At 35.0% G+C, this 20072-nt stretch carries 17 protein-coding genes; 11 read left to right on the forward strand and 6 right to left on the reverse strand.

Annotated features, from left to right (window positions below; genetic code table 11):
- Positions 1 to 11: 11 nt before the first annotated feature.
- Positions 12 to 1070, reverse strand: a complete 1059-nt coding sequence (locus ACM55K_RS07265) for a type I restriction endonuclease (protein ID WP_416849563.1) — start codon at positions 1068 to 1070, stop codon at positions 12 to 14.
- A 335-nt stretch (positions 1071 to 1405) separates the two neighbouring features.
- On the opposite strand from ACM55K_RS07265, the gene ACM55K_RS07270 reads away from it, so the two are divergent.
- Entirely contained in the window at positions 1406 to 2362 is a 957-nt protein-coding gene (locus ACM55K_RS07270; protein ID WP_416849564.1) for an aldo/keto reductase, read from the forward strand.
- A gap of 115 nt (positions 2363 to 2477) precedes the next feature.
- Here the strand turns inward: ACM55K_RS07270 and ACM55K_RS07275 are convergent, their stop codons facing one another.
- The 3 genes from ACM55K_RS07275 to mmsA form a co-directional block, all read right to left on the reverse strand.
- Complete coding sequence (locus tag ACM55K_RS07275; protein WP_416849565.1) at positions 2478 to 3812, reverse strand: aminotransferase family protein; 1335 nt, start codon at positions 3810 to 3812, stop codon at positions 2478 to 2480.
- A 22-nt stretch (positions 3813 to 3834) separates the two neighbouring features.
- Positions 3835 to 4284, reverse strand: coding sequence for a GNAT family N-acetyltransferase (locus tag ACM55K_RS07280; RefSeq protein ID WP_416849566.1), 450 nt, complete (start codon positions 4282 to 4284; stop codon positions 3835 to 3837).
- A 103-nt stretch (positions 4285 to 4387) separates the two neighbouring features.
- Positions 4388 to 5845, reverse strand: coding sequence for a CoA-acylating methylmalonate-semialdehyde dehydrogenase (gene mmsA, locus ACM55K_RS07285; protein WP_416849568.1), 1458 nt, complete (start codon positions 5843 to 5845; stop codon positions 4388 to 4390).
- Between the two features lie 196 nt (positions 5846 to 6041).
- Here mmsA and ACM55K_RS07290 point away from each other — a divergent pair, with 196 nt between their 5' ends.
- The 10 genes from ACM55K_RS07290 to ACM55K_RS07335 all read left to right on the forward strand — a co-directional run bounded on the left by ACM55K_RS07290 (position 6042) and on the right by ACM55K_RS07335 (position 17614).
- The gene (locus tag ACM55K_RS07290) at positions 6042 to 7568 is read left to right on the forward strand and encodes a Na+/H+ antiporter NhaC family protein (RefSeq protein WP_416849570.1); all 1527 of its coding nucleotides are present in this window, start codon (positions 6042 to 6044) and stop codon (positions 7566 to 7568) included.
- A 12-nt stretch (positions 7569 to 7580) separates the two neighbouring features.
- Complete coding sequence (locus ACM55K_RS07295; RefSeq protein ID WP_416849572.1) at positions 7581 to 8228, forward strand: GNAT family N-acetyltransferase; 648 nt, start codon at positions 7581 to 7583, stop codon at positions 8226 to 8228.
- A gap of 64 nt (positions 8229 to 8292) precedes the next feature.
- Positions 8293 to 9639 carry an aspartate aminotransferase family protein gene (locus tag ACM55K_RS07300; protein WP_416849574.1) on the forward strand — a complete coding sequence of 449 codons (1347 nt, stop codon included), beginning with the start codon at positions 8293 to 8295 and terminating at the stop codon, positions 9637 to 9639.
- Between the two features lie 70 nt (positions 9640 to 9709).
- Positions 9710 to 11290, forward strand: coding sequence for an amidohydrolase (locus tag ACM55K_RS07305; RefSeq protein ID WP_416849575.1), 1581 nt, complete (start codon positions 9710 to 9712; stop codon positions 11288 to 11290).
- Between the two features lie 56 nt (positions 11291 to 11346).
- Entirely contained in the window at positions 11347 to 11832 is a 486-nt protein-coding gene (locus tag ACM55K_RS07310; protein ID WP_039109557.1) for an Lrp/AsnC family transcriptional regulator, read from the forward strand.
- On the forward strand, positions 11825 to 13126 hold the full coding sequence (locus ACM55K_RS07315; RefSeq protein ID WP_416849576.1) for an aspartate aminotransferase family protein: 1302 nt from the start codon (positions 11825 to 11827) through the stop codon (positions 13124 to 13126). Before ACM55K_RS07310 ends, ACM55K_RS07315 begins: the two co-directional genes overlap by 8 nt.
- The gene (locus ACM55K_RS07320; protein ID WP_416849577.1) at positions 13123 to 14544 is read left to right on the forward strand and encodes an aldehyde dehydrogenase family protein; all 1422 of its coding nucleotides are present in this window, start codon (positions 13123 to 13125) and stop codon (positions 14542 to 14544) included. The genes ACM55K_RS07315 and ACM55K_RS07320 overlap by 4 nt, the downstream gene beginning before the upstream one ends.
- Positions 14545 to 14589: 45 nt before the next feature.
- Positions 14590 to 15240, forward strand: a complete 651-nt coding sequence (locus ACM55K_RS07325) for a GNAT family N-acetyltransferase (protein WP_416849579.1) — start codon at positions 14590 to 14592, stop codon at positions 15238 to 15240.
- A gap of 122 nt (positions 15241 to 15362) precedes the next feature.
- Complete coding sequence (locus ACM55K_RS07330; protein ID WP_416849581.1) at positions 15363 to 16715, forward strand: NAD-dependent succinate-semialdehyde dehydrogenase; 1353 nt, start codon at positions 15363 to 15365, stop codon at positions 16713 to 16715.
- A 56-nt stretch (positions 16716 to 16771) separates the two neighbouring features.
- Complete coding sequence (locus tag ACM55K_RS07335) at positions 16772 to 17614, forward strand: TorF family putative porin (RefSeq protein WP_416849582.1); 843 nt, start codon at positions 16772 to 16774, stop codon at positions 17612 to 17614.
- 90 nt (positions 17615 to 17704) lie between these two features.
- On the opposite strand, the gene can is transcribed toward ACM55K_RS07335, so the two are convergent.
- A complete protein-coding gene (can, locus tag ACM55K_RS07340) occupies positions 17705 to 18340 on the reverse strand; it encodes a carbonate dehydratase (RefSeq protein ID WP_416849583.1) in 636 nt (211 codons plus the stop codon).
- 62 nt (positions 18341 to 18402) lie between these two features.
- The gene (locus ACM55K_RS07345; protein WP_416849584.1) at positions 18403 to 20058 is read right to left on the reverse strand and encodes a SulP family inorganic anion transporter; all 1656 of its coding nucleotides are present in this window, start codon (positions 20056 to 20058) and stop codon (positions 18403 to 18405) included.
- Between the last annotated feature and the right edge of the window lie 14 nt (positions 20059 to 20072).

The raw sequence follows: 20072 nt of genomic DNA on the forward strand, positions 1-20072 counted from the left end.
AAAATTTCGAATTATTTTTCATAAGCTTCTATTGTTTTTAAAAGCAGGTCTGAATAATTGAAAATTTCATCTAAATTTCCAATTTCATTTTTAATTTCTTTTTTGTTCTCATCAAATGTTCCAATATATTTCTTAACTCCATTTAAGTAAAGTCTACATACTGCTTTGCGATTGTTATCGTCTAGAAATACAGCAAAATAGGATTGAGCATCTCGATACGTTATTCTTGTTGCAGGAGTTTTTTGGCGCAAAATTGTTTTTACAATCATAAATCCTTCTAATTCTTCTTCGGTGGTATTAATTTTGCTACTCTCTTCTAAATTTGGTTCGATAGAAATGTTGATTTCATTAATTTTTTCATCTTCTTTTGACAAGGCTGTTTTTAATCTTTCGGTGATTAAATCACTAATATGTTGTTGAACAGATTTTTTGGTTAATTCTGTAAATTGCTCTAAAATTTTTGCAGTTACAACACTCGGATAGACTTGTTTTGCAAAATGTTTTACAAATTCGGGTGTTGGATTTGTAAGTTCTAGATTTAGTAAAATTTTTAGTTCATTCATAAATTTCAATTCACTTGCGGTATTTACAATACTTTCAGCATCGAAATTAGTTTTATGAAATTTTTTTAATTCTTCAATTTGATTGTCTTTAACATCTATAATGTTGAATTCCAAGAATGGTTTTTCGTCCATTTTGTTTGGGGAAACTAAATCAGAGTAAAAACGGTAAACGATTCCGTTTGTTAAAATTCCAAATTTAGCTTTTGATACGTGAAAATATCTTAATAGTTGTCCATCGTGAATATTTAAGTTTTGTGCCCAATGTTTGCACTCAATCAATATTGTTGGATTTCCATCTTTAAAGATTGCGTAGTCAATTTTTTCACCTTTTTTAATTCCAATATCCGCTATGAATTCAGGTACAACTTCTAGAGGATTAAAAACATCATACCCTAAACTTTGCAAAAACGGCATCACAAATGCATTTTTTGTTGCTTCTTCAGTTTGTATTTGGTCTTTGTGTTTTGTTCTGTCAGCAATTACTTTAATTTGGTCTTTTAAATCCATAATTTTTTATCGTATTTGTTATTAATTTTTTAGTTTTCAACAATCATTTATGCAATCAATATGTTAGATGACTAAATCTTTTTTTTTTATATAAATCACTAAAACAGATTTAGTTAAATGAAATTCTTTTAGTATACAAATTACACACTCTTTTTTTAGTATTCCTTACGGTTTTCCGTAAAAGGGTGATATTTTTTCAACCGATAAATTTTCAACTTATTTTTTGTCATTTAAAAAAACCGGTTGGTGTTTTTTTAGTATCATTGGACATTTTAGTATCTTTCGCAACTGACTAAAAAAACCTAAATTAGAATTTGATTAAAAAAAACAAACAGATGAAATACAATAGATGTGGAAAAAGTGGTTTATTACTGCCACAAATTTCTCTTGGCTTATGGCATAACTTCGGTTCAGTGGATAATTTTGAAAATGGAGAAAATATAGTTAAAGCAGCTTTTGATAAAGGAATTACCCATTTTGATTTAGCCAACAATTACGGTCCGGTTCCAGGTTCGGCAGAGACTAATTTTGGTAAAATCCTGAAGAATAATTTTCATGGAAACCTGCGAGATGAAATTATAATTACTACTAAAGCCGGTTACACGATGTGGGACGGTCCCTATGGCGACTGGGGTTCCCGAAAATATTTATTATCAAGTTTAGATCAGAGTTTGAAACGTATGAATCTGGATTATGTGGATATTTTTTATTCACATCGTTTTGATCCGGAAACACCTTTGGAGGAAACCATGATGGCTTTGGATTATGCTGTACGAAGCGGAAAAGCATTGTACGCTGGGATTTCCAATTATAATGCAGAACAAACCAGAGAAGCAACTGAAATCTTGAAAAGTTTGGGAACACCTTGTTTAATTCATCAAGTAAAATATTCGATGTTTGTTAGACAACCAGAAGCAGGTTTATTAGATGTTCTAGAAGAAAAGGGAGTGGGATGTATTGCTTTTTCACCTTTGGCACAAGGACTTTTAACAGACAAATACCTAAAAGGTATTCCAGAAAATTCAAGGGCTTCGAATCCAAACGGTCATTTAAAAACGGATGAAGTTTCGGTGGAAAGAATCCAGAAAATTATTCAGCTGAATACCATTGCACAGGAGAGAAATCAATCTTTGGCTCAAATGGCTTTGGCTTGGTTATTAAAAGACAAGCGAATCACTTCGGTTTTGATTGGCGCGAGTTCTGTTGGCCAATTAAATAATAATATTGAGAGTTTGCAGAATTTGGATTTCTCCACAGCCGAATTATTGGAGATTGAGGGGATTTTGGGATAACAATTAGACAGCGGGACAGTAGGTATTATTACTTTTTCGAAAGTAAATATCTGAAAATAATTCATGAAAAAGGCTGTCTAAAAAAGACAGCTTTTTATAACATTATAGAAATAGATTAAATCACGTATTCATCGGCAATAGTCAATGCCTGAGAAATAATGGCTAGACCTTCATCAATTTGTTCTTCATTTATCATTAAAGGTGGAGCAATAAAAATATAACCCCAACGCACAAAAGTGTACAATCCTAGTTCTCTTAATTTGGCACCTACTTTATTCATAACTTCCATCTCGGCAGCATTAGCGTTGAAAGGAGCTATCAATTGATACGGTTCTTTGCTTTTTACAATATCTAAACAACCCAATAATCCTTTGTTTCTAAAATCACCTATGGAAGGATGTTTTGCGCGCATTTCGTTGATGCGTTTCTCCATATAAGCACCCATTTTATTGGTGTTTGCTATCAAGTTGTCACTTTCATAAATATTGATAACCGCCAGAGAAGCCGCCAAAGAAACCGGATGCGAATTATAAGTTAATCCCAACCATAAAGGAGAATCGTCAAATTTTGCCGCGATTTTATCCGAAACCATCAAACAGCCTAACGGAAGGTAAGAGGAAGTCAACCCTTTTGCCATGCAAATCATATCTGGTATAATATTGCTATGTTCAAATCCGAACCATTTTCCGGTTCTGCCAAAACCACTCATCACTTCATCCGCAATAAACAGAATTTCATATTTTTCACATAATGCTTTAATGCCTTTTAAATATCCTTTTGGATAATGGAGGCAACCGGAGGAACCGCTTTCTCCTTCGAAAATAAAGGCCGCAATGGTATGACCGCCTTCATAACGAATGATTCTTTCTACAGAATCCAAACTCCATTTTAATCTCGTTTCTTCATCTAGATCGCTTAAACCATAAAAATCATAAGGATCATCAAGATGAAAAATATTAGTCGATTGTTGTGCGTCCGTATATTGTTTTCTAGGATCGCCACCCACCGTCATACTTGCCGATGAATTTCCGTGAAAGCCTCTGTATCTTCCAAATATTTTATGTTTTCCGGTGTATAAACGGGCTAATTTTATAGCATTTTCAATAGATGAAGCACCACAAAGTGTAAAAAAAGCCTTGTTTAAATCTCCGGGACAAATGGACGCTAATTTTTTAGCTAATTTGGCTCGGATTTCTGTGGTGCAAGAAGGCGTCACGTAACTTACTTTTTGCATTTGTTCGACTACGGCATCCGTAACACGCTGGTCGCCATGACCTATATTCACCGACATTAATCCGCTGGAGAAATCAATAATTTTTTTACCGCCTACTTCATATAAATAAACACCTTCGGCTCTTTCGATTGGAATAGGATTTACATTTTTTTGGGTAACCCAAGTAAACAAGCTGTATTGCTTGCTATCATTTATTATTTGGTCTTTAGTCAACATGCTGTTATTTATATAGTTTGTTTTATTTTACAACAAGATCATAGCTGTAAAGATGTTCGTCTCTTATGAACCCCATTTTGTGATAGAGTCCTTGTGCCGGGCTGTTGTTTTTTGCCGTTCTCAACCGAATTAAATCGGAACCTAATTCTTTTGCCAGATCAACAGTTTTTAAAATTAATTGTTCTCCAATTCCTTTTTTTCGAATAGTAGAATCAACAAATAAATCATTTAAAATCAGTATTTTATTCAATGCCAAAGAAGAAAAAGTGACATATATTAAAGTAAATCCTATTGCTTTTTCTATATTGTCTTCATCAAAAGCTAAAAAAATAATGGCTTCATTATTCTCTAATCGTTCTTTTAAATACGTTTTGTGTTTTTCGGTATCAGATGGTTTTTTATAGAAAACCAAATATTGGTCAAACAATGGCGTCAATTGATCTAAATCTTGTAAAGTAGCTTTTCGTATCATAATTGTTTATTTTTAAATGGTTTGAATATTAAAAATACAAATTATTATTTAATTTCCATGTTACTCTCCTTTGGGGAGTTCACAAAGCTTCTTTAATGTAGGATTAACTCATCCAGTTAGTACCCGCTTCAGGATTCCATTTGGTCGTAGTTTTCTTTTCTTTGGTGAAAAATCCTATAGCACTTTTTCCTGTAATATCTCCTGAGCCAAATCTCGATTCATTCCATCCGCCAAAACCAAAAGGTTCTCTGGGAACAGGAACACCAATATTTACACCACACATTCCTGCGGAAGCATTTTCAGTAACATAATTTGCCAAACCGCCACTTTGTGTAAATACGGAACAGGCGTTTCCATAGGGATTCGCATTTTCAATTGCCAAAGCTTCGTCAATCGTGTTAACGCGAACAATAGTAAGAACTGGCCCAAAGATCTCTTCTTTCGCAACTTTCATATCGGCAGTCGCGTAGTCAATAATCGTTGGTCCAACATAGAAACCATTTTCTTTTCCGGGAACAATAGTATTTCTACCATCCAAAATGATTTTTGCACCTTGTTGCTCAGCTTCAGTAATATAAGACTCAATTCTTTCTTTGGCTGCTTTTGAAATTACAGCGCCTAATGTTGTTCCACATTGAATTTTATTGGCATCATCGATTAATTTGTCTAGGATAGCATCGCAATTTCCTACTGCTATTAAAGTAGCCGCTGCCATGCATCGTTGCCCTGCGCAGCCACTCATGGAAGCCACAATATTTGAGGATGCCATATCAGGATGCGCATCTGGAAGGAGAATGATATGGTTTTTTGCTCCGCCAAGGGCTAAAACCTGTTTCAAATTATGACTGGCTCTTTGATACACTATTTTTGCCACTTTAGTAGAACCCACAAAAGTGATGGCTTTGATACCCGGATGATCACACAAATTCTCAACAGTAGATTGTGTGCCATTTATGATATTGAACAAACCGTCAGGAAGTCCAGCTTCTTTCAATAGTTTTGCGGTGTATTGGCTGCTGATTGGTACGGCTTCGGATGGTTTCAAAATGAAAGCATTTCCTAATGCAATTGCATTTACAATGGTCCAATGAGGAACCATAGTTGGAAAATTAAAAGGAACAATCGAAGCCACAATTCCTAATGGTAATTTAGTAGAAGAACAAAAAACGCCTTTACTGACTTCCATATTCTCTCCATTTACAAATTGTGGCAGTGAGCAGGCAAATTCGGTCAATTCAATTGCTTTGTCAATTTCGGCTTTGGCTTCCCCGTGAATTTTTCCGTTTTCACGATAAATAATTTCGGTTAGTTCAGTACTGTTTTGTTCCAATAATTGTTTGTATTTATAGAAAACCTGTACGCGTTCTTTTAAAGTAACTTTTTGCCAGGCTTTTTGTGCTTTTTGAGCAAAACTGATAATTTCATTCAAGTCTTCCATTGTGGATTCTTTGAAAGTAGTCAATTCATTTCCGTCTAAAGGGGATATAACAGCATGAATTTTATTGGAGCTTCCGGATTTAAACTCCCCATTTATAAAGTTTTTTACTTCATCAAATACCATAACTATACTTTTTTAAGTTTTTCAAATATACACTATTTAATAAAAACACAATAATATTTTTTGTATGTATTAAAAATATTGTTAGATTTACAAAATAGTAAGCTATATATTAATTTATTTGCAATATGTAATAAAGAGTGAGCATGAGTTTAAATACTAACCAGTTTAAATTATTCTATTAACCAAAAACAAATCAATGAAATCAATTTCAACTATTATCGGAGTCTCCTTACTATTTCTGGCAGGACTTTGTTATTTTATCAATTGGCATGCTTTAGTTCCTGCGTTTACTGTATTAGGAATTGCAATAATGACAAGAAAAGCATTGGAACCATTAATTATTGGTTGTGCTGTGGGATTTGTTTTATTAGCAATGCAAGGTGGATCTAAAGAATTTTTTCCTGAAGGGGAAGGTATGATTTTTCCATTGAATATGTTTGATGGTATGTTTTCCTCCATTTCTAGAGATGCACATGACCAAGGATTAATATGGGTAATATTAGTATGTATATTATATGGTGCATTTGTACAATTATTAGTGGCTTCCGGTGGAATTAATGCAGTTGGGAAATATTCTGAAAATCATGTTACAAATAAAAAGCAGTCGTTAATTATGACTTATTTTCTAAGTTTTTTCTTTTTTCTGGATGATTACTTAAGTGCATTGTCTATTGGTAATACGATGAGACCTATTACAGATAAATTTGGTGTTTCAAGAGAAAAATTAGCTTTGGTTTTGAGTTTTGTTTGTGTACCGTTAACTATAATATTTCCAATTTCGACTTGGACTATTTTTTATGGAACTCAAATAGCAGCTATTGAAGGAGGTGTTTTAAATAGTGCAGGAAAAGTTATAACAAGTCCTATTGAAGCATTTTTGGGAACAATTCCGTATAATTTTTCGGCTTGGATTTCTTTAATTCTAGGAGCATTAGTGGTGTTTCAGTTAATCCCAGATTCAAAATCGATCAGAGAAGCGGAGGCAAATGTAAAAGTAATTGATGTTGATGTTGTAAAGGTTAAGAAAAAACCTGCGAAGGAAGGGAAGTTAGTATATTTCATTTTGCCTTTGGTTATTCTAATCTGGTGTACCATTTTTCCTTATCCGTATGATTCAGAATATTGGGGTAGTGTAACTTTTTCTTCCGAATCAATTTTTAGCAGTATCGATGCACTTCGTGGAATAGCCACCGCTTGTGTTTTTACGTATTTGTTTTATTTAGTATTGGGGGTAATTAAATTCAATAAAATATCAAACAACTTTGTGAAAGGGATGGAATCAATCACTTTCGTGTTAGTAGTTTTAGGAATGACTTATTTATTAAAAGATGTTCAAAACGGATTGGGATTTAATGAATTTGTAGCCGAGAAATTGCAAGGAATTAGTTGGTTGAATAGTGCGACACTTCCTTTTGTTGTTTTTGCATTAGTGGCATGGATTTGTTGGGCTACGGGCTCAAACTGGGGAATATATGCGATTTTAGTTCCAACGACTGCTATATTATCTCGTTCCCTTGGAGCTGATTTTTGGCTAACCCAAGGTGCGTTGGCTTCTGGAACTGTGTGGGGAGCTGCGGCTTGTTTCTTCTCTGACAATAGAGTTCTTACGGCGCAATCTTGTAAAATAGATATGATGAAACATGGGATTTCACAATTTCCATATCAGTTAGTAATATTTGGAATATCATCCATACTATATCTTTTGGCAGGTTTCATTTTGTAATAACATAAACCTATGATTTGTAAAAAGATTTTAAACGATCAATTTCTGATACGGAATGCAACTCAGGACGATGGTATTGAGATGGAGTATGTACAATCACAATGTTATCCAACATTGCATCAATCGGAGATTTTAGACAGGAATCATTTTGCGAATCATATTAAAATATTTCCAGAAGGTCAAATTGTTGTGGAAAAAGACGGAAAGATTGTAGCGTCAGCAAGTACTTTCAGATGCAATTTCCCGGAACACGACAGTACTTTTTTGGAAGAAACAGATAATTTATGGCTTACTAATGTTCAAATACCGGATGGAGATTGGATGTATGGCATTGATATGGGTGTGTTGCCGGAATACAGAGGTTTAGGCCTTTCTAAAGAACTGTATAAAGCGCGGCATGAAGTGTGTAAAAACCTTGGAGTCAAAGGACAGATTATTGCGGGAATGACCATTGGTTACGGAAAAGTAAAAGATAAAATGACCATTGCAGAATATTGCGAAGCATTGGAGAAAAAAGAATTTACGGATCCAACCATTACACCGCAACAAAATACAGGGTTTAGATGGATAAGGACTTTATACAATTATATCAATGATCCAGAAGCGGGATATGCCAGTATTTTAATGTACTATCCGGTCGATGAAAATTATAGTTTATAATTGCTCTGTAAAAAGAACAACAACAAGTTAGAATAAAATTCAGAATATAATTAAATAAAAAAAAATGGGAACTCAAATTAAAAAAGTATCAGAAATTCCTGGACCAAAGAGCAAAGAAATGTTAGCAAGAAGAGCAGCTGCTTTACCTGCCGGTTTAGGGAAATCTACCGAAGTGGTTGTTGAAAAGGCTGAAGGCGCTTTAGTATGGGATGTAGATGGGAATCAATTGATTGATTTTGCTGGAGGAATTGGGATGGTAAATTTGGGTCACCGACCTCAAGTAGTTGTTGATGCCATAAAAGACCAAATGGATAAATACCTTCATACGGGTGCACTAGTAACTACTTTTGAACCGTATTTAGAGTTTGCAGAATTGCTTAATAAAATTACTCCGGGAGATTTTCCTAAAAAAACATTATTGGCTTGTTCCGGATCTGAGGCAGTAGAAAATGCAGTGCAAATTGCACGATATTACACGAAACGACCTGCAGTTATTTGTTTCGAAGGAGCGTATCACGGGAGAACTTTACTTACGTTGAGTTTAACCAGTAAATATGCTTTGTTTAAAAAAGGGTTTGGTAGCTATGCCCAGGATATCTATCGTTTTCATTCTCCAAATGTATATCGCAAACCAGATAATTTTACGGAAGAAGAATATATAGATTTTTGTATTGAACGTTTCGACCAGAACTTAATTTCACATGTTGACCCTTCTTCGGTTGCAGCAATTATTATCGAACCGGTTCAAGGTGAGGGTGGTTTTATTCCTGTTCCAAAACGTTTCTTGGAAAAAATCAGAAAAGTTTGTGATGAACATGGTATTGTTTTTATTGCCGATGAGGTTCAGGCTGGAGCAGGTAGAACTGGAAAATTCCTTTCTATTGAGCACAGCGGAGTGATTCCTGATATGGTAACGATGGCAAAATCGATAGGCTCAGGATTGCCAATTAGCGCCGTTACCGGTAGAGCTGATATCATGGACGCTCCACATTTAGGAGGCGTAGGAGGAACGTATTCTGGAAGTCCAATTGCTGTAGTTGCCGCGCTTGAAACCGTAAAACAAATTAATACACCGGAATTTTTAGCAAAATCGGTTCATGTGGGAGATGCCATTAGAACACGATTAAATACAATGGCAGATAAATTTTCTTGTATTGGTGATGTTCGTGGAATAGGAGCGATGCTGGTAGTTGAATTTGTAAAAGACAGAAAAACCAAAGAGCCTGATATGGATTTTGCTATGGCAGTAATCAAAAAATCAGTTGCGAATGGATTGATTTTAATCAGAGCGGGATTGTATACAAATTGTATTCGTTTTTTACCTCCAATTGTTATTACTGACGAACAATTGCACGAAGGATTGGATGTGATTGAAAATGCAATCCAAGAAGTGTTGAACGAAAGAGTTTAAGGAAAGTGTTCAGCAATCAAGTCAATTTCTGTTAGAGAATAAAATTAAAATCATTAAATAAAAAGAAAGAGTGCTACTAATTTTAATTCATAATGCCAATATTATTACTATGGATTCTGCTTTTGCAAAAGCGGATTCCATGGTAATTAACCATTTGGGAAAAATTGAGGGAATTGGAACCGAATCCGAATTGCGAAATCAATTTGGTTCTTTTTCCAATGAATTTGATTTTAATGGACAAACAGTTGTTCCGGGTTTGAATGATGCGCACATCCATGTTTGGAAAATTGGACATCTTCGCACGTACATGTTGGATGTTCGGGGTGTAAAATCCATAATGGAATTCAAAAGATTATTAAAAGAGTTTGCCGAGAAAAATCCAAATTCTGAATGGATTATGGCTCGTGGAATTAATGAAATGGTACTCGAAGAAAAACGGTTGCCAACCAAAGAAGATTTGGACGAAATTATTTCTGACAGACCTGTTTTTGTAATTAGAACTTGTGCTCACATTGGAATTGCCAATTCGAAAGCCATAGCAATTTCAGAAGTTGATGAAGCTACTGAAGTTCCTTTTGGAGGAGAAATTCGCAAAAACCAAGATGGAAGCCTGCAAGGTATTTTTACCGAAAGAGCTTTGGGATTAATCATGAATAACATTCCTCCGTTTACTTTCGAAGAATATAAAAACATGATTCTGGAAGCGCATAAGTATTTATTGAGTTTAGGAATTACAAGTGCGACTGATCCGGCTGCGAATGGAGAGTTATTGGCAGCTTACATTAAATTGGATCAAGAAGGTTTGTTGAAAGTGCGAATGAATGTTTTCCCGCTTCGAATTCCAGACGGAAGTGATGAAATTCAGGTTTTACCGGAACAATATGAATCGAAATTTTTACAAGTAAAAACCGTGAAGTTCTTTTGTGATGGAGGTTTGAGTTCGGCTACTGCGGCATTGAATGTTCCTTATAAAAATACGGATGGTTACAAAGGCGTTTTGAGATTGGATTATGAGAAGTTTTATCAAACAGCCAAAGAAGCTGTTGAAAAAGGATTTTCCGTTGCCACACATGCAATTGGTCATCAAGCAGTTGATTTGACTTTGAAAGTGTATCGTGATTTATTCGAAATAGATAATACTTTAAAACACAGGATTGAGCATGTTGGATTTTTATCCAATGAAAATATAAAAGATTTTAAACACATGAATATGACTGCAGCGATGCAACCCATTTTCATTTATGAATTGGCAAACAATTTCAAAAGCACTTTGCCAGACGAATTATTAGATGTAGTTTACCCTTGTAAAACGGTTTTGGATAACGGAATAAATTTAGCCCTATCTACGGATGGTCCCGTGGTAAAAGAGATTAATCCTTGGGTTAATATGGAAACGGCGGTTACCCGAAAAGCGATGGATGGCTTTATTATTGGCGAAAGCCAGAAAATAACTTTTGAGCAAGCATTACGCGCCTATACTGTAGGAAGTGCGATTGTGGATAATTTAGAAAATATAAAAGGAAGTCTTTCCACAGGGAAATATGCCGATTTTATTGTTTTGAATAAAAATCCATTTAAATTAGACGATGTTTCTACCGTTGAAGCCAATGAAACTTGGGTAAATGGAGAATTAAAATATAAAAAAGAGTAGAAAATCATACGTTATCAGGGTTTTAAATCCTGATAAGGTTTTTAAAAAAATAAAAGATGAGTGCATTAGATGATGAATTAGATTACCAAATATTGAAACTTCTTCAAAAAGATGGCAGAATGTCGTTTACTGAAATTTCCAAAGAAATTAATGTGGCAGTAAGTACCATTAGACACCGTTATATTAACTTAATTGAAGATGGGACTTTGCAAATTATTGGAAGGGTAGATCCTAATAAAATTGGGTTTAATGCTTACGCAAGTGTTTTGATTTCGGTTAAACCAAAATCATACATGAAAACCATTTTTGAGGAATTAGCAAAGTTGCCTGAAATTAGTTTCTTGGCATCTGTTTCAGGGGATTATGATATTGAAGCCAATATTATGTGTCGGGATATGGAACATTTGAATGAATTATTAGGAGATAAAATTCATGCGATGGAAGGTGTTTTTGATACCAAAACGAATATGTATATGAAGATTTACAAATTCGCGCAACCCGATTTAGAATTAGCAAAATTATCAAGCAAGCAAAATGAATAATACAGATAAATTATACGAAAGAAGAAAAAAAAGTGTTCCAAACGCTTTGGGAATTTTCAATCCATCCAGCATTCAATCTGCCAAAGGAGCCATTATTATTGACGCCGATGGTAGAGAATTGATTGATTTTGCAGGAGGAATCGGGGTAAATAATGCGGGACATGGTGTGCCAGAAATTATTGAAGCAATCAAAAGTCAAGCAGATAAATTTATTCATGCTTCCTTCAATGTTTCTGTTTACGAACAATATTTAGACTTAACGGAAAAATTATGTGAGATTTTGCCACACGGTGAATCTACTAAAGCAATGCTGACTTTATCTGGTGCTGAATCAGTTGAAAACGTAATCAAAATTGCTCGTGCCGTAACGGGAAAATCAGGAATTATCTGTTACGACGGTTCCTTTCACGGACGTACAATGATGGCGATGACATTGACATCCAACGTGAAATACAAAGAAGGTGCCGGACCTTATGCTCCTGAAGTATACCGTCTTGAATTCCCGTATTACAAACCGAGTATGAGCGCCAGAATGACCTCAGATGAGTTTGATGATTTGATGATTCTGAAGTTGCATAAAACTTTTTCATCAACCGTTTCAGTAAGTCAAACCGCTGCAATTATTTTGGAATTAGTACAAGGTGAAGGTGGTTTTACTGTTGCTTCCAAAAAGTATGTGCAATACTTACGTAAATTCTGTACCGAAAATAACATTTTCTTGATTTTTGATGAGGTCCAATCCGGTTTTGGACGTACCGGAAAATGGGCCGCTTTTGAGCATTATGGAGTGACTCCAGATTTGTCTACTTGGGCAAAATCTATGGGCGGCGGAATGCCTATTGGTGCTGTTATTGGAAAACAAGAAATTATGGATGCCGTTAAACCGGGACTTATTGGAGGAACGTATTTAGGAAATCCATTGAGTTGTGTGGCTTCATTAGCAAGTATCAATTACATGCAAAAAAATAACATCAATGCTGCTGGTGAAAAAGTGGGCAAGATAGTTCGAGATAGATTCAATCAGTTGCAGGCTAAATATCCGAAAAACATTACTGATGTCCGCGGATTGGGAGCTATGTTGGCTATAGAATTTTTTAATCCAGAAACTAAAATGCCTGATGGTGATGCCACAAAAGCAATCGTCAATAAATGTTTAGAGAAAGGATTGATTGTAATCACTTCTGGAACCTACGGAAATTGCATCCGAATTTTAAGTCCATTATTTATAGAAGATGAAATTTTAGAAAAAGGCTTATCTATTTTGAAACAAACAATAGAAGAAATACTATCATGAGAAAGCAATATATAAATGGAGCATGGTGCGAGGCAATTGATGGCGCAACTTGGGATTTACAAAGCCCGGCTACCGAAGAAATAATTGATAAAGTCCCTTTTGGAAACACTGCCGATTGTACGTTAGCTATTGCAGCCGCTGATGCTTCTTTCAAAGAATGGAAAAGTACAACACCTTATTTTAGAGCTGAAATATTAAAAAAAGCAGCTAATTATATTCGGACAAACGTAGAAGCTTTTGCAAAGGAAACTTCATTGGAAACTGGAAAACCAATGCTGGAATCAAGAGGAGAATGGCAGGTTTCTGCTAATCTTTTCGAATGGTTTGCTGAGGAAGGAAAAAGAAATTATGGTCGAGTAGTTCCTACGAACAGAGCCGATAAAAGAGCGATGGTTATTTATCAGCCGGTAGGAGTTGTGGGAGTGATTACAGCTTGGAATTTTCCGGCTTACAATCCGGCACGAGCTGTTGCAGCTGCTTTAGCCGCTGGTTGTTCTGTAGTCATGAGAGGTTCAGAATTTACGCCATTATCGAGTTTTAATTTGGCTACAGCCATACACGAAGCAGGAATTCCTAAAGGAGTTTTCAATTTAATCAACACAGAACCGGTTTCCACGGGAACTGAAATGATTAATAATCCTTTATTGAAAAAAATAAGTTTCACTGGAAGTACCCGAGTGGGGAAAATATTAATGGATGGAGCTTCAAAAACGTCAACTAAATTGTCTTTGGAACTAGGCGGAAATGCGCCAGTAATTATAGATAAAGATGTAGATGTTGCCGTAATTGCTCATCAAGCCTTGGTTGCAAAATTGAGAAATTGCGGTCAGGTTTGTGTTTCGCCACAACGGTTTTATGTTCATACAGACATTCTTGAGCAATTCATTGCTATTATAAAGGATGATATTTCAAAATTGAAAACAGGAATTAACGGCGGTGACATCGATTTTCTGGGTCCGCTTATCAATAAAAAACAGCAGGAACATTCCTTGGCTATGCTTGAAAAAGCGAAAAGCGAAGGAGCAATCATTCATATTGGCGGTGAACCTGCTGAAAAAGGTTTTTTTGTACATCCAGCTTTGATTGAAGCGCGACAAAGTCAATCTTTTATCAAAACGGAAATGTTTGGACCATTACTGATTGTGATTCCTTTTGAATCCAAAGAACAAGTTATCGAATGGGCAAATGATACCGAATACGGCTTGGCTTCCTATGCGTTTACCAATCATATAAAAACGGCTAATTTCTATGCCGAAAATCTTGAATTTGGAATGGTAGGAATTAATGAATGGGCTCCTCAAGGAACTGAATTGCCATTTTCAGGTTGGAAAAGCAGCGGAATAGGTCATGAATCCGGTTCTGAAGGATTAAAAGAATACATGGAATTGAAACTAATCAGTTACGGCAATATGTCATAAAATTTTTAAACTAATAACCAAAAAGGAACACCCAAAAACCAGCACATGAAAAAAGAAATTTTAGGTAAATACACGTTGCAAACGCCTTTGCCGGAACATGCCAAACAGCAAGCGGAATTACAGGAAATTGTTTTTCCTACTTTGTCTGCTGAAGAATTAATTACGGAAGAAAAATATAAAAGACATTTGGAGATTTTTCCAGAGGGACAATTTATTGTTTTGGACGGTGATAATGTAATCGCTTCTTGTACGACTTTGCTTCAAAATTACCACAAAGGACATCATACTTTTTTAGAGATTTCTGATGATTTATGGTTGGGAACTCACGACCCTAAAGCCGATTGGATTTATGGGTTGGATGTTTCTGTTCATCCTGATTACCAAGGAAAAGGAATTGGAAGAGAAATTTATAATGCGCGTCAGGATGTGGCCAAAGCATTAGGTTGCAAAGGACAAATGACGGCTGGGATGCCTATTGGTTATGACAAAGTAAAAGATCAAATGACTATTACGGAATATTGTGATAAATTGATAAAAGGTGAAATTATTGACCCAACTGTTACGGCTCAAACCAAATGCGGATTCATTCTGGTAGAACCATTATTTGATTATTTAGATGATCCTAGAAGCGGAAATTGTTCGGTTTTAATGTATTGGCCTTTGAATCCAAGCACTAAATTAAGCGAGAACCATTAAAAGAGTGTTCAGTTCGCAGTATTCAGTCGCAGTTAACAGCTAAACAAATTTCGATTTATTATTGAACTTAATAAGGGTACTATCTTAATGGTTCAAAAGTGAAAACTTAAAAAAAAAACAAAATGATATTCAAATCAATAAATCCATTTTCAAGAGAAATTATTGCGGAACACGAAGTGTTGACAAACGCACAATTGAATCAGAAATTGGAATTGTCAGAAAGTGCTTTTAAAAATTGGCGAAATACGTCTTTTCAGGAAAGAGCTGATAAAATGAAAAAACTAGCTAATATTCTGAGAGCAAAAAAGGATGAGTTAGGGTTATTAATTACTAATGAAATGGGTAAAATTTTGCCTGAAGGAATTAGTGAAGTCGAAAAATCAGCTGGAAATTGTGACTTCTATGCGGAGAATGCAGAGAAAATGTTGAAAGATAAAAAGTACGATACGCCTTTTACCAGCCTATCTGTCTATGACCCAATGGGTGCTGTTTTTGCTATTATGCCTTGGAATTATCCTTTTTGGCAAGTATTGCGTTATGCTGCACCGGCAATTATGGCGGGGAATGTGACGTTATTAAAACATGCTCCAAACGTTATTGGCTGTGCCAAAGCTATCGAAAATGCATTTCTGGAAGCCGGTTTTCCAGAAGGTGTTTTCCAACAAATAACCATTGATATTGCGCAAGTCGAAAGTGTAATTGCTTCGGATATTGTTCATGGAATAACGTTGACTGGTAGTGAAATGGCAGGTTCTTCTGTGGCTTCATTGGCTGGAAAGCATATCAAAAAATCAGTTATGGAGTTGGGAGGTTCAGATGCATTTATTGTTTTGAATGATGCCGATATTGAAAAAGCTGCTACTGTTGCTACCCAATCCAGAATGCTAAATGCAGGTCAGGCTTGCATTTGTGCCAAACGTTTTATCGTTACCGAAAAAGTAGCAGATGAATTTGCTGCCCTTTTTGCCCAAAAAGTAAATGCTTTACATCAAGGAAATCCGTTACAGGATGGAATTAATATGGGACCTTTGGCCCGATTGGATTTGGCCGAAAAACTAAGCCATCAATTAGAAAAATCATTGCAGCAAGGAGCCAAATTAGTACTGGGAGGAGAGCGTGAAAATTGCAATTTCCAACCGACATTAATTGATTTTGTGGATATCAATAATATTGCTTTTCAAGAGGAAATTTTTGGTCCATTGGCTACAATTATAAGAGCCAAAGATGAAAATGATGCCATCGGTATTGCGAATAACCACAGATACGGTTTAGCATCGGCAATTTGGACGGAAGATCGTGAAAACGCATACAGATTAGCTAGAAAAATTGAAGCTGGAAATGTTTTTATAAACTCATTGGTACGTTCTGATTCCAGAATTCCTTTTGGTGGAACAAAAAAATCGGGCTACGGAAGAGAATTATCTGAAATTGGCATCAAAGAATTTATGAATATGAAATCAGTAATTATCGAATAATTATAATTTAAGAATAGAAAATGGATTTTAAAATTAACGACCAAAACCAACCAAAAATGAAAAAAGCAGTATTAATTTTAGCATTAATGTTAACAAGCGGTTTGGCATTTGCACAAGATGCACCTGTTTCCGAACCAGAAGCTCCAGAGCCTAAATTTACAGCTGCAGTAGATGTTGTGTATCCTTATTTGTGGAGAGGAATAAAATATTATGGAGATAAAGTAGCTTTTCAGCCTTATATGACATATGCCTTAACGGATAAATTGTCTGTTGGAGTATGGGCAACAACAAATTTTTCTAATGCTGCCGATGCTTACAACGAGTTTGATTGGAATATTGCCTATCAAGTATCTCCTGTTGTGAAAGTAATGTTGAGTGATTACTATTGGCCAGCTACTAAAAATAATCAAGATTGGGAAAGAAGCAGCTATTTTGATTATTCAGAAGGTTCAGCACAGAGTTTAGATCTTTCTGTATTGTTAGATTTTTCTGAAAAAGGAGTACCATTAGACTTTCAATGGAACACGTTTATTGGTGGAGGTGATTATAAATATGATGAAAATGGAAATCCGACTACCAGAGCTTTTTCTAGTTATGCTGAAATAGGATATACGTATTCTTTAGAAAGTGCAGGTTTGGATATTAGACCTTTTGTAGGCGCTGTGGTTATTAATGGAGGGTATTATGGTGTTGATGCGAGTGGCAAGGCAGGATTTACTTTCTCGAATGTAGGAGTAAATGTTGCTAAAGAGTTAAAAATTACGGAGAAATTTAGTTTGCCGGTTTTTGTTAGATATACGAACAATGACTACGGAATTCAAGAATTTGATGCTAATGATAATTTGGCTAAAACGGTTAGAAATTTCTTTTCTGCGGGTGTGACTTTTAATATTAAATAATTTGTTTATCTGTCAAAAAACACTTCTTCTTTTGATAGCCTAGTTTAAGAATTATATAAAAAAAAATCGCCCTAAGGCGATTTTTTTATTTTAGAATCTCAATTGATATACTTCATCTAAATCCTTTTCTGAACTGATATTCACATTTAAATCAGTTACAAAACCTGAATTTAATCCATAGACCCAACCGTGTAGTGTTAAATCTTGTCCGTTTTTCCAAGCTGCTTGAACAATGGATGTTTTGGCTAAATCAAAAACTTGTTCTTTTACATTAACTTCAACGAAAGCATTGAAGCGTTCTGTTTCATCAGTAAATGAATTTAAGTATTGATCGTGTAATCGATAAACATCTTTTATGTGTCTGATCCAATTGTCAATAATACCAATGGAATCATTTCCCATCGCAGCCTTTACACCACCACAACCATAATGGCCACAAACAAGTACATGTTTTACTTTCAAAACATTCACCGCATAGTCTAAAACACTTAGCATATTCATATCTGAGTGTACGACCATATTGGCAATATTTCTATGGACAAATACTTCGCCAGGTTTAGCTCCAATTATTTCATTAGCAGGAACTCTACTGTCTGAACAGCCAATCCATAATAAGGGTGGAGTTTGGCCTTTAGCCAAATCTTGAAAATAATTTGGATCTTTAGCTAAAGAAGTTTCGACCCATTCTTTATTATTGTCTAATATTTTTTTATAAAAATCTTTCATTTTTTTTGTAATTAAAATTTAACGTTCTATCTATTTTTAAAATAAATATTTTTTTTCAATTGTTATTTTATTAAATCTTCTGAGGTGATTTCTCTTTTAACCATTTTTCTTTTCGCAACATCGTAATAATGTTCAAAAGTAACTTTGTTAGGGATTTCGTCGCTATTTTCTAATTGATACGCTTTTTTAAACCCCCTAAGTTTCACTTTAATATGATCCTCTTTTGCTCTGACAGTTTTAAATTCATGGATTAAATCCAAGATATCATGGGCTATATAAACAGTGTCTGTTGCATCTATAATTACTTTTGAGTTTTCCGGAATATCATTCAAAGTAGATTTAATTGCCGCTTTATTTAAAAAAGATACTTCTTGGGCTAAATCGATATGAATGACATCGCCATCTGCATATTCTTCTTTTCTAAAATGATACGCTCGTTTCAAGTTTCCTCTCAAAACAAATATAATACTGATGATAATTCCTAGCGCAACACCTTTTAATAAATCGGTAAATACAACTGCTAATAAAGTAGCAATGAAAGGGACAAACTGATATTTTCCTTTTTCCCAAAAATGCATAAATGTTGATGGTTTAGCCAATTTATATCCTACTAACAGTAATATAGCCGCTAATGTTGCCAAAGGAATTTTATTCAAAATAAATGGGATAGTTACAACACTTACCAATAAAAACACACCATGAATGATAGTTGACATTTTAGATTTGGCTCCCGAATTACTATTTGCAGACGTACGTACAATTACAGATGTTAATGGTAAACCACCTAAAAGAGCGCTCACCATATTACCAATCCCTTGAGCTTTAAGCTCCACATTGGTATCGGTATAACGTTTTTGAACATCCATTCTGTCTGCCGCTTCAATACTTAATAACGTTTCTATCGAAGCAACAATAGCAATGGTAAAGGCAACAACCCAAACTTTAGAATTTGTAATTCCAGAAAAATTAGGGGTCACAATTATTTGTTTGAATTCTTCTAAAGACGTTGGAACTGGTAACGAAACTAAATGTTCTTTGGCTATAGCCAATGAGCTTCCAGCTGAAATGAAAATTTCATTCAAAACTACACCAATAACTACGGCTACAAGTGCGCCAGGTACTAATTTTAATTTTTTCAAAAAAGGAACTTTATCCCAAGCGATCAATATTGCTAATGAAAGTATTGTAATAATGATGGAACCCAATTGAATGTAATTAATAACGGCCAGTAATGCAGAAAATGTATTGCTTCCTCCCAATTCTGAGAAGGCTTGATCCCCTTCAAAATCATTATCATAACCAAAAGCATGGGGTAGTTGTTTTAGAATAATAATAATTCCAATTCCGGCCAGCATTCCCTCAATCACATTGGTTGGGAAATAATTTGAAATAGTTCCTGCTTTGATAAATCCCAATGCTAATTGAATTAAACCGGCAATAAAAACTGCAGTTAGAAAAACGTCAAAAGCTCCTAAATCAGTAATAGCAGTAAGAACTATAGCAGTTAGTCCAGCGGCTGGACCAGAGACGCTTAAATTAGATGTACTTAAATAACCCACAACGATACCACCTATAATACCTGAAATTATTCCCGAAAATAGCGGTGCACCAGAAGCCATTGCAATACCTAAGCACAATGGAAGCGCCACCAAAAAAACCACTAAACCAGATGCAAAATCGGATTTAAGGTTAGCAAAAAGATTGATTTTTTTTGTCATAATACCTTACTGAA

The organism is Flavobacterium arabinosi, from assembly GCF_048158725.1.
Taxonomy (GTDB): Bacteria; Bacteroidota; Bacteroidia; order Flavobacteriales; family Flavobacteriaceae; genus Flavobacterium; species Flavobacterium arabinosi.

Excerpts from the sequence above, each read along its gene's own strand:
- ACM55K_RS07265 (WP_416849563.1), bottom strand. The coding sequence starts at position 1,070 with ATGGATTTAAAAGACCAAATTAAAGTAATTGCTGACAGAACAAAACAC.
- ACM55K_RS07270 (WP_416849564.1), top strand. The coding sequence starts at position 1,406 with ATGAAATACAATAGATGTGGAAAAAGTGGTTTATTACTGCCACAAATT.
- ACM55K_RS07275 (WP_416849565.1), bottom strand. The coding sequence starts at position 3,812 with ATGTTGACTAAAGACCAAATAATAAATGATAGCAAGCAATACAGCTTG.
- ACM55K_RS07280 (WP_416849566.1), bottom strand. The coding sequence starts at position 4,284 with ATGATACGAAAAGCTACTTTACAAGATTTAGATCAATTGACGCCATTG.
- mmsA (WP_416849568.1), bottom strand. The coding sequence starts at position 5,845 with ATGGTATTTGATGAAGTAAAAAACTTTATAAATGGGGAGTTTAAATCC.
- ACM55K_RS07290 (WP_416849570.1), top strand. The coding sequence starts at position 6,042 with ATGAAATCAATTTCAACTATTATCGGAGTCTCCTTACTATTTCTGGCA.
- ACM55K_RS07295 (WP_416849572.1), top strand. The coding sequence starts at position 7,581 with ATGATTTGTAAAAAGATTTTAAACGATCAATTTCTGATACGGAATGCA.
- ACM55K_RS07300 (WP_416849574.1), top strand. The coding sequence starts at position 8,293 with ATGGGAACTCAAATTAAAAAAGTATCAGAAATTCCTGGACCAAAGAGC.
- ACM55K_RS07310 (WP_039109557.1), top strand. The coding sequence starts at position 11,347 with ATGAGTGCATTAGATGATGAATTAGATTACCAAATATTGAAACTTCTT.
- ACM55K_RS07315 (WP_416849576.1), top strand. The coding sequence starts at position 11,825 with ATGAATAATACAGATAAATTATACGAAAGAAGAAAAAAAAGTGTTCCA.
- ACM55K_RS07320 (WP_416849577.1), top strand. The coding sequence starts at position 13,123 with ATGAGAAAGCAATATATAAATGGAGCATGGTGCGAGGCAATTGATGGC.
- ACM55K_RS07325 (WP_416849579.1), top strand. The coding sequence starts at position 14,590 with ATGAAAAAAGAAATTTTAGGTAAATACACGTTGCAAACGCCTTTGCCG.
- ACM55K_RS07330 (WP_416849581.1), top strand. The coding sequence starts at position 15,363 with ATGATATTCAAATCAATAAATCCATTTTCAAGAGAAATTATTGCGGAA.
- ACM55K_RS07335 (WP_416849582.1), top strand. The coding sequence starts at position 16,772 with ATGAAAAAAGCAGTATTAATTTTAGCATTAATGTTAACAAGCGGTTTG.
- can (WP_416849583.1), bottom strand. The coding sequence starts at position 18,340 with ATGAAAGATTTTTATAAAAAAATATTAGACAATAATAAAGAATGGGTC.
- ACM55K_RS07345 (WP_416849584.1), bottom strand. The coding sequence starts at position 20,058 with ATGACAAAAAAAATCAATCTTTTTGCTAACCTTAAATCCGATTTTGCA.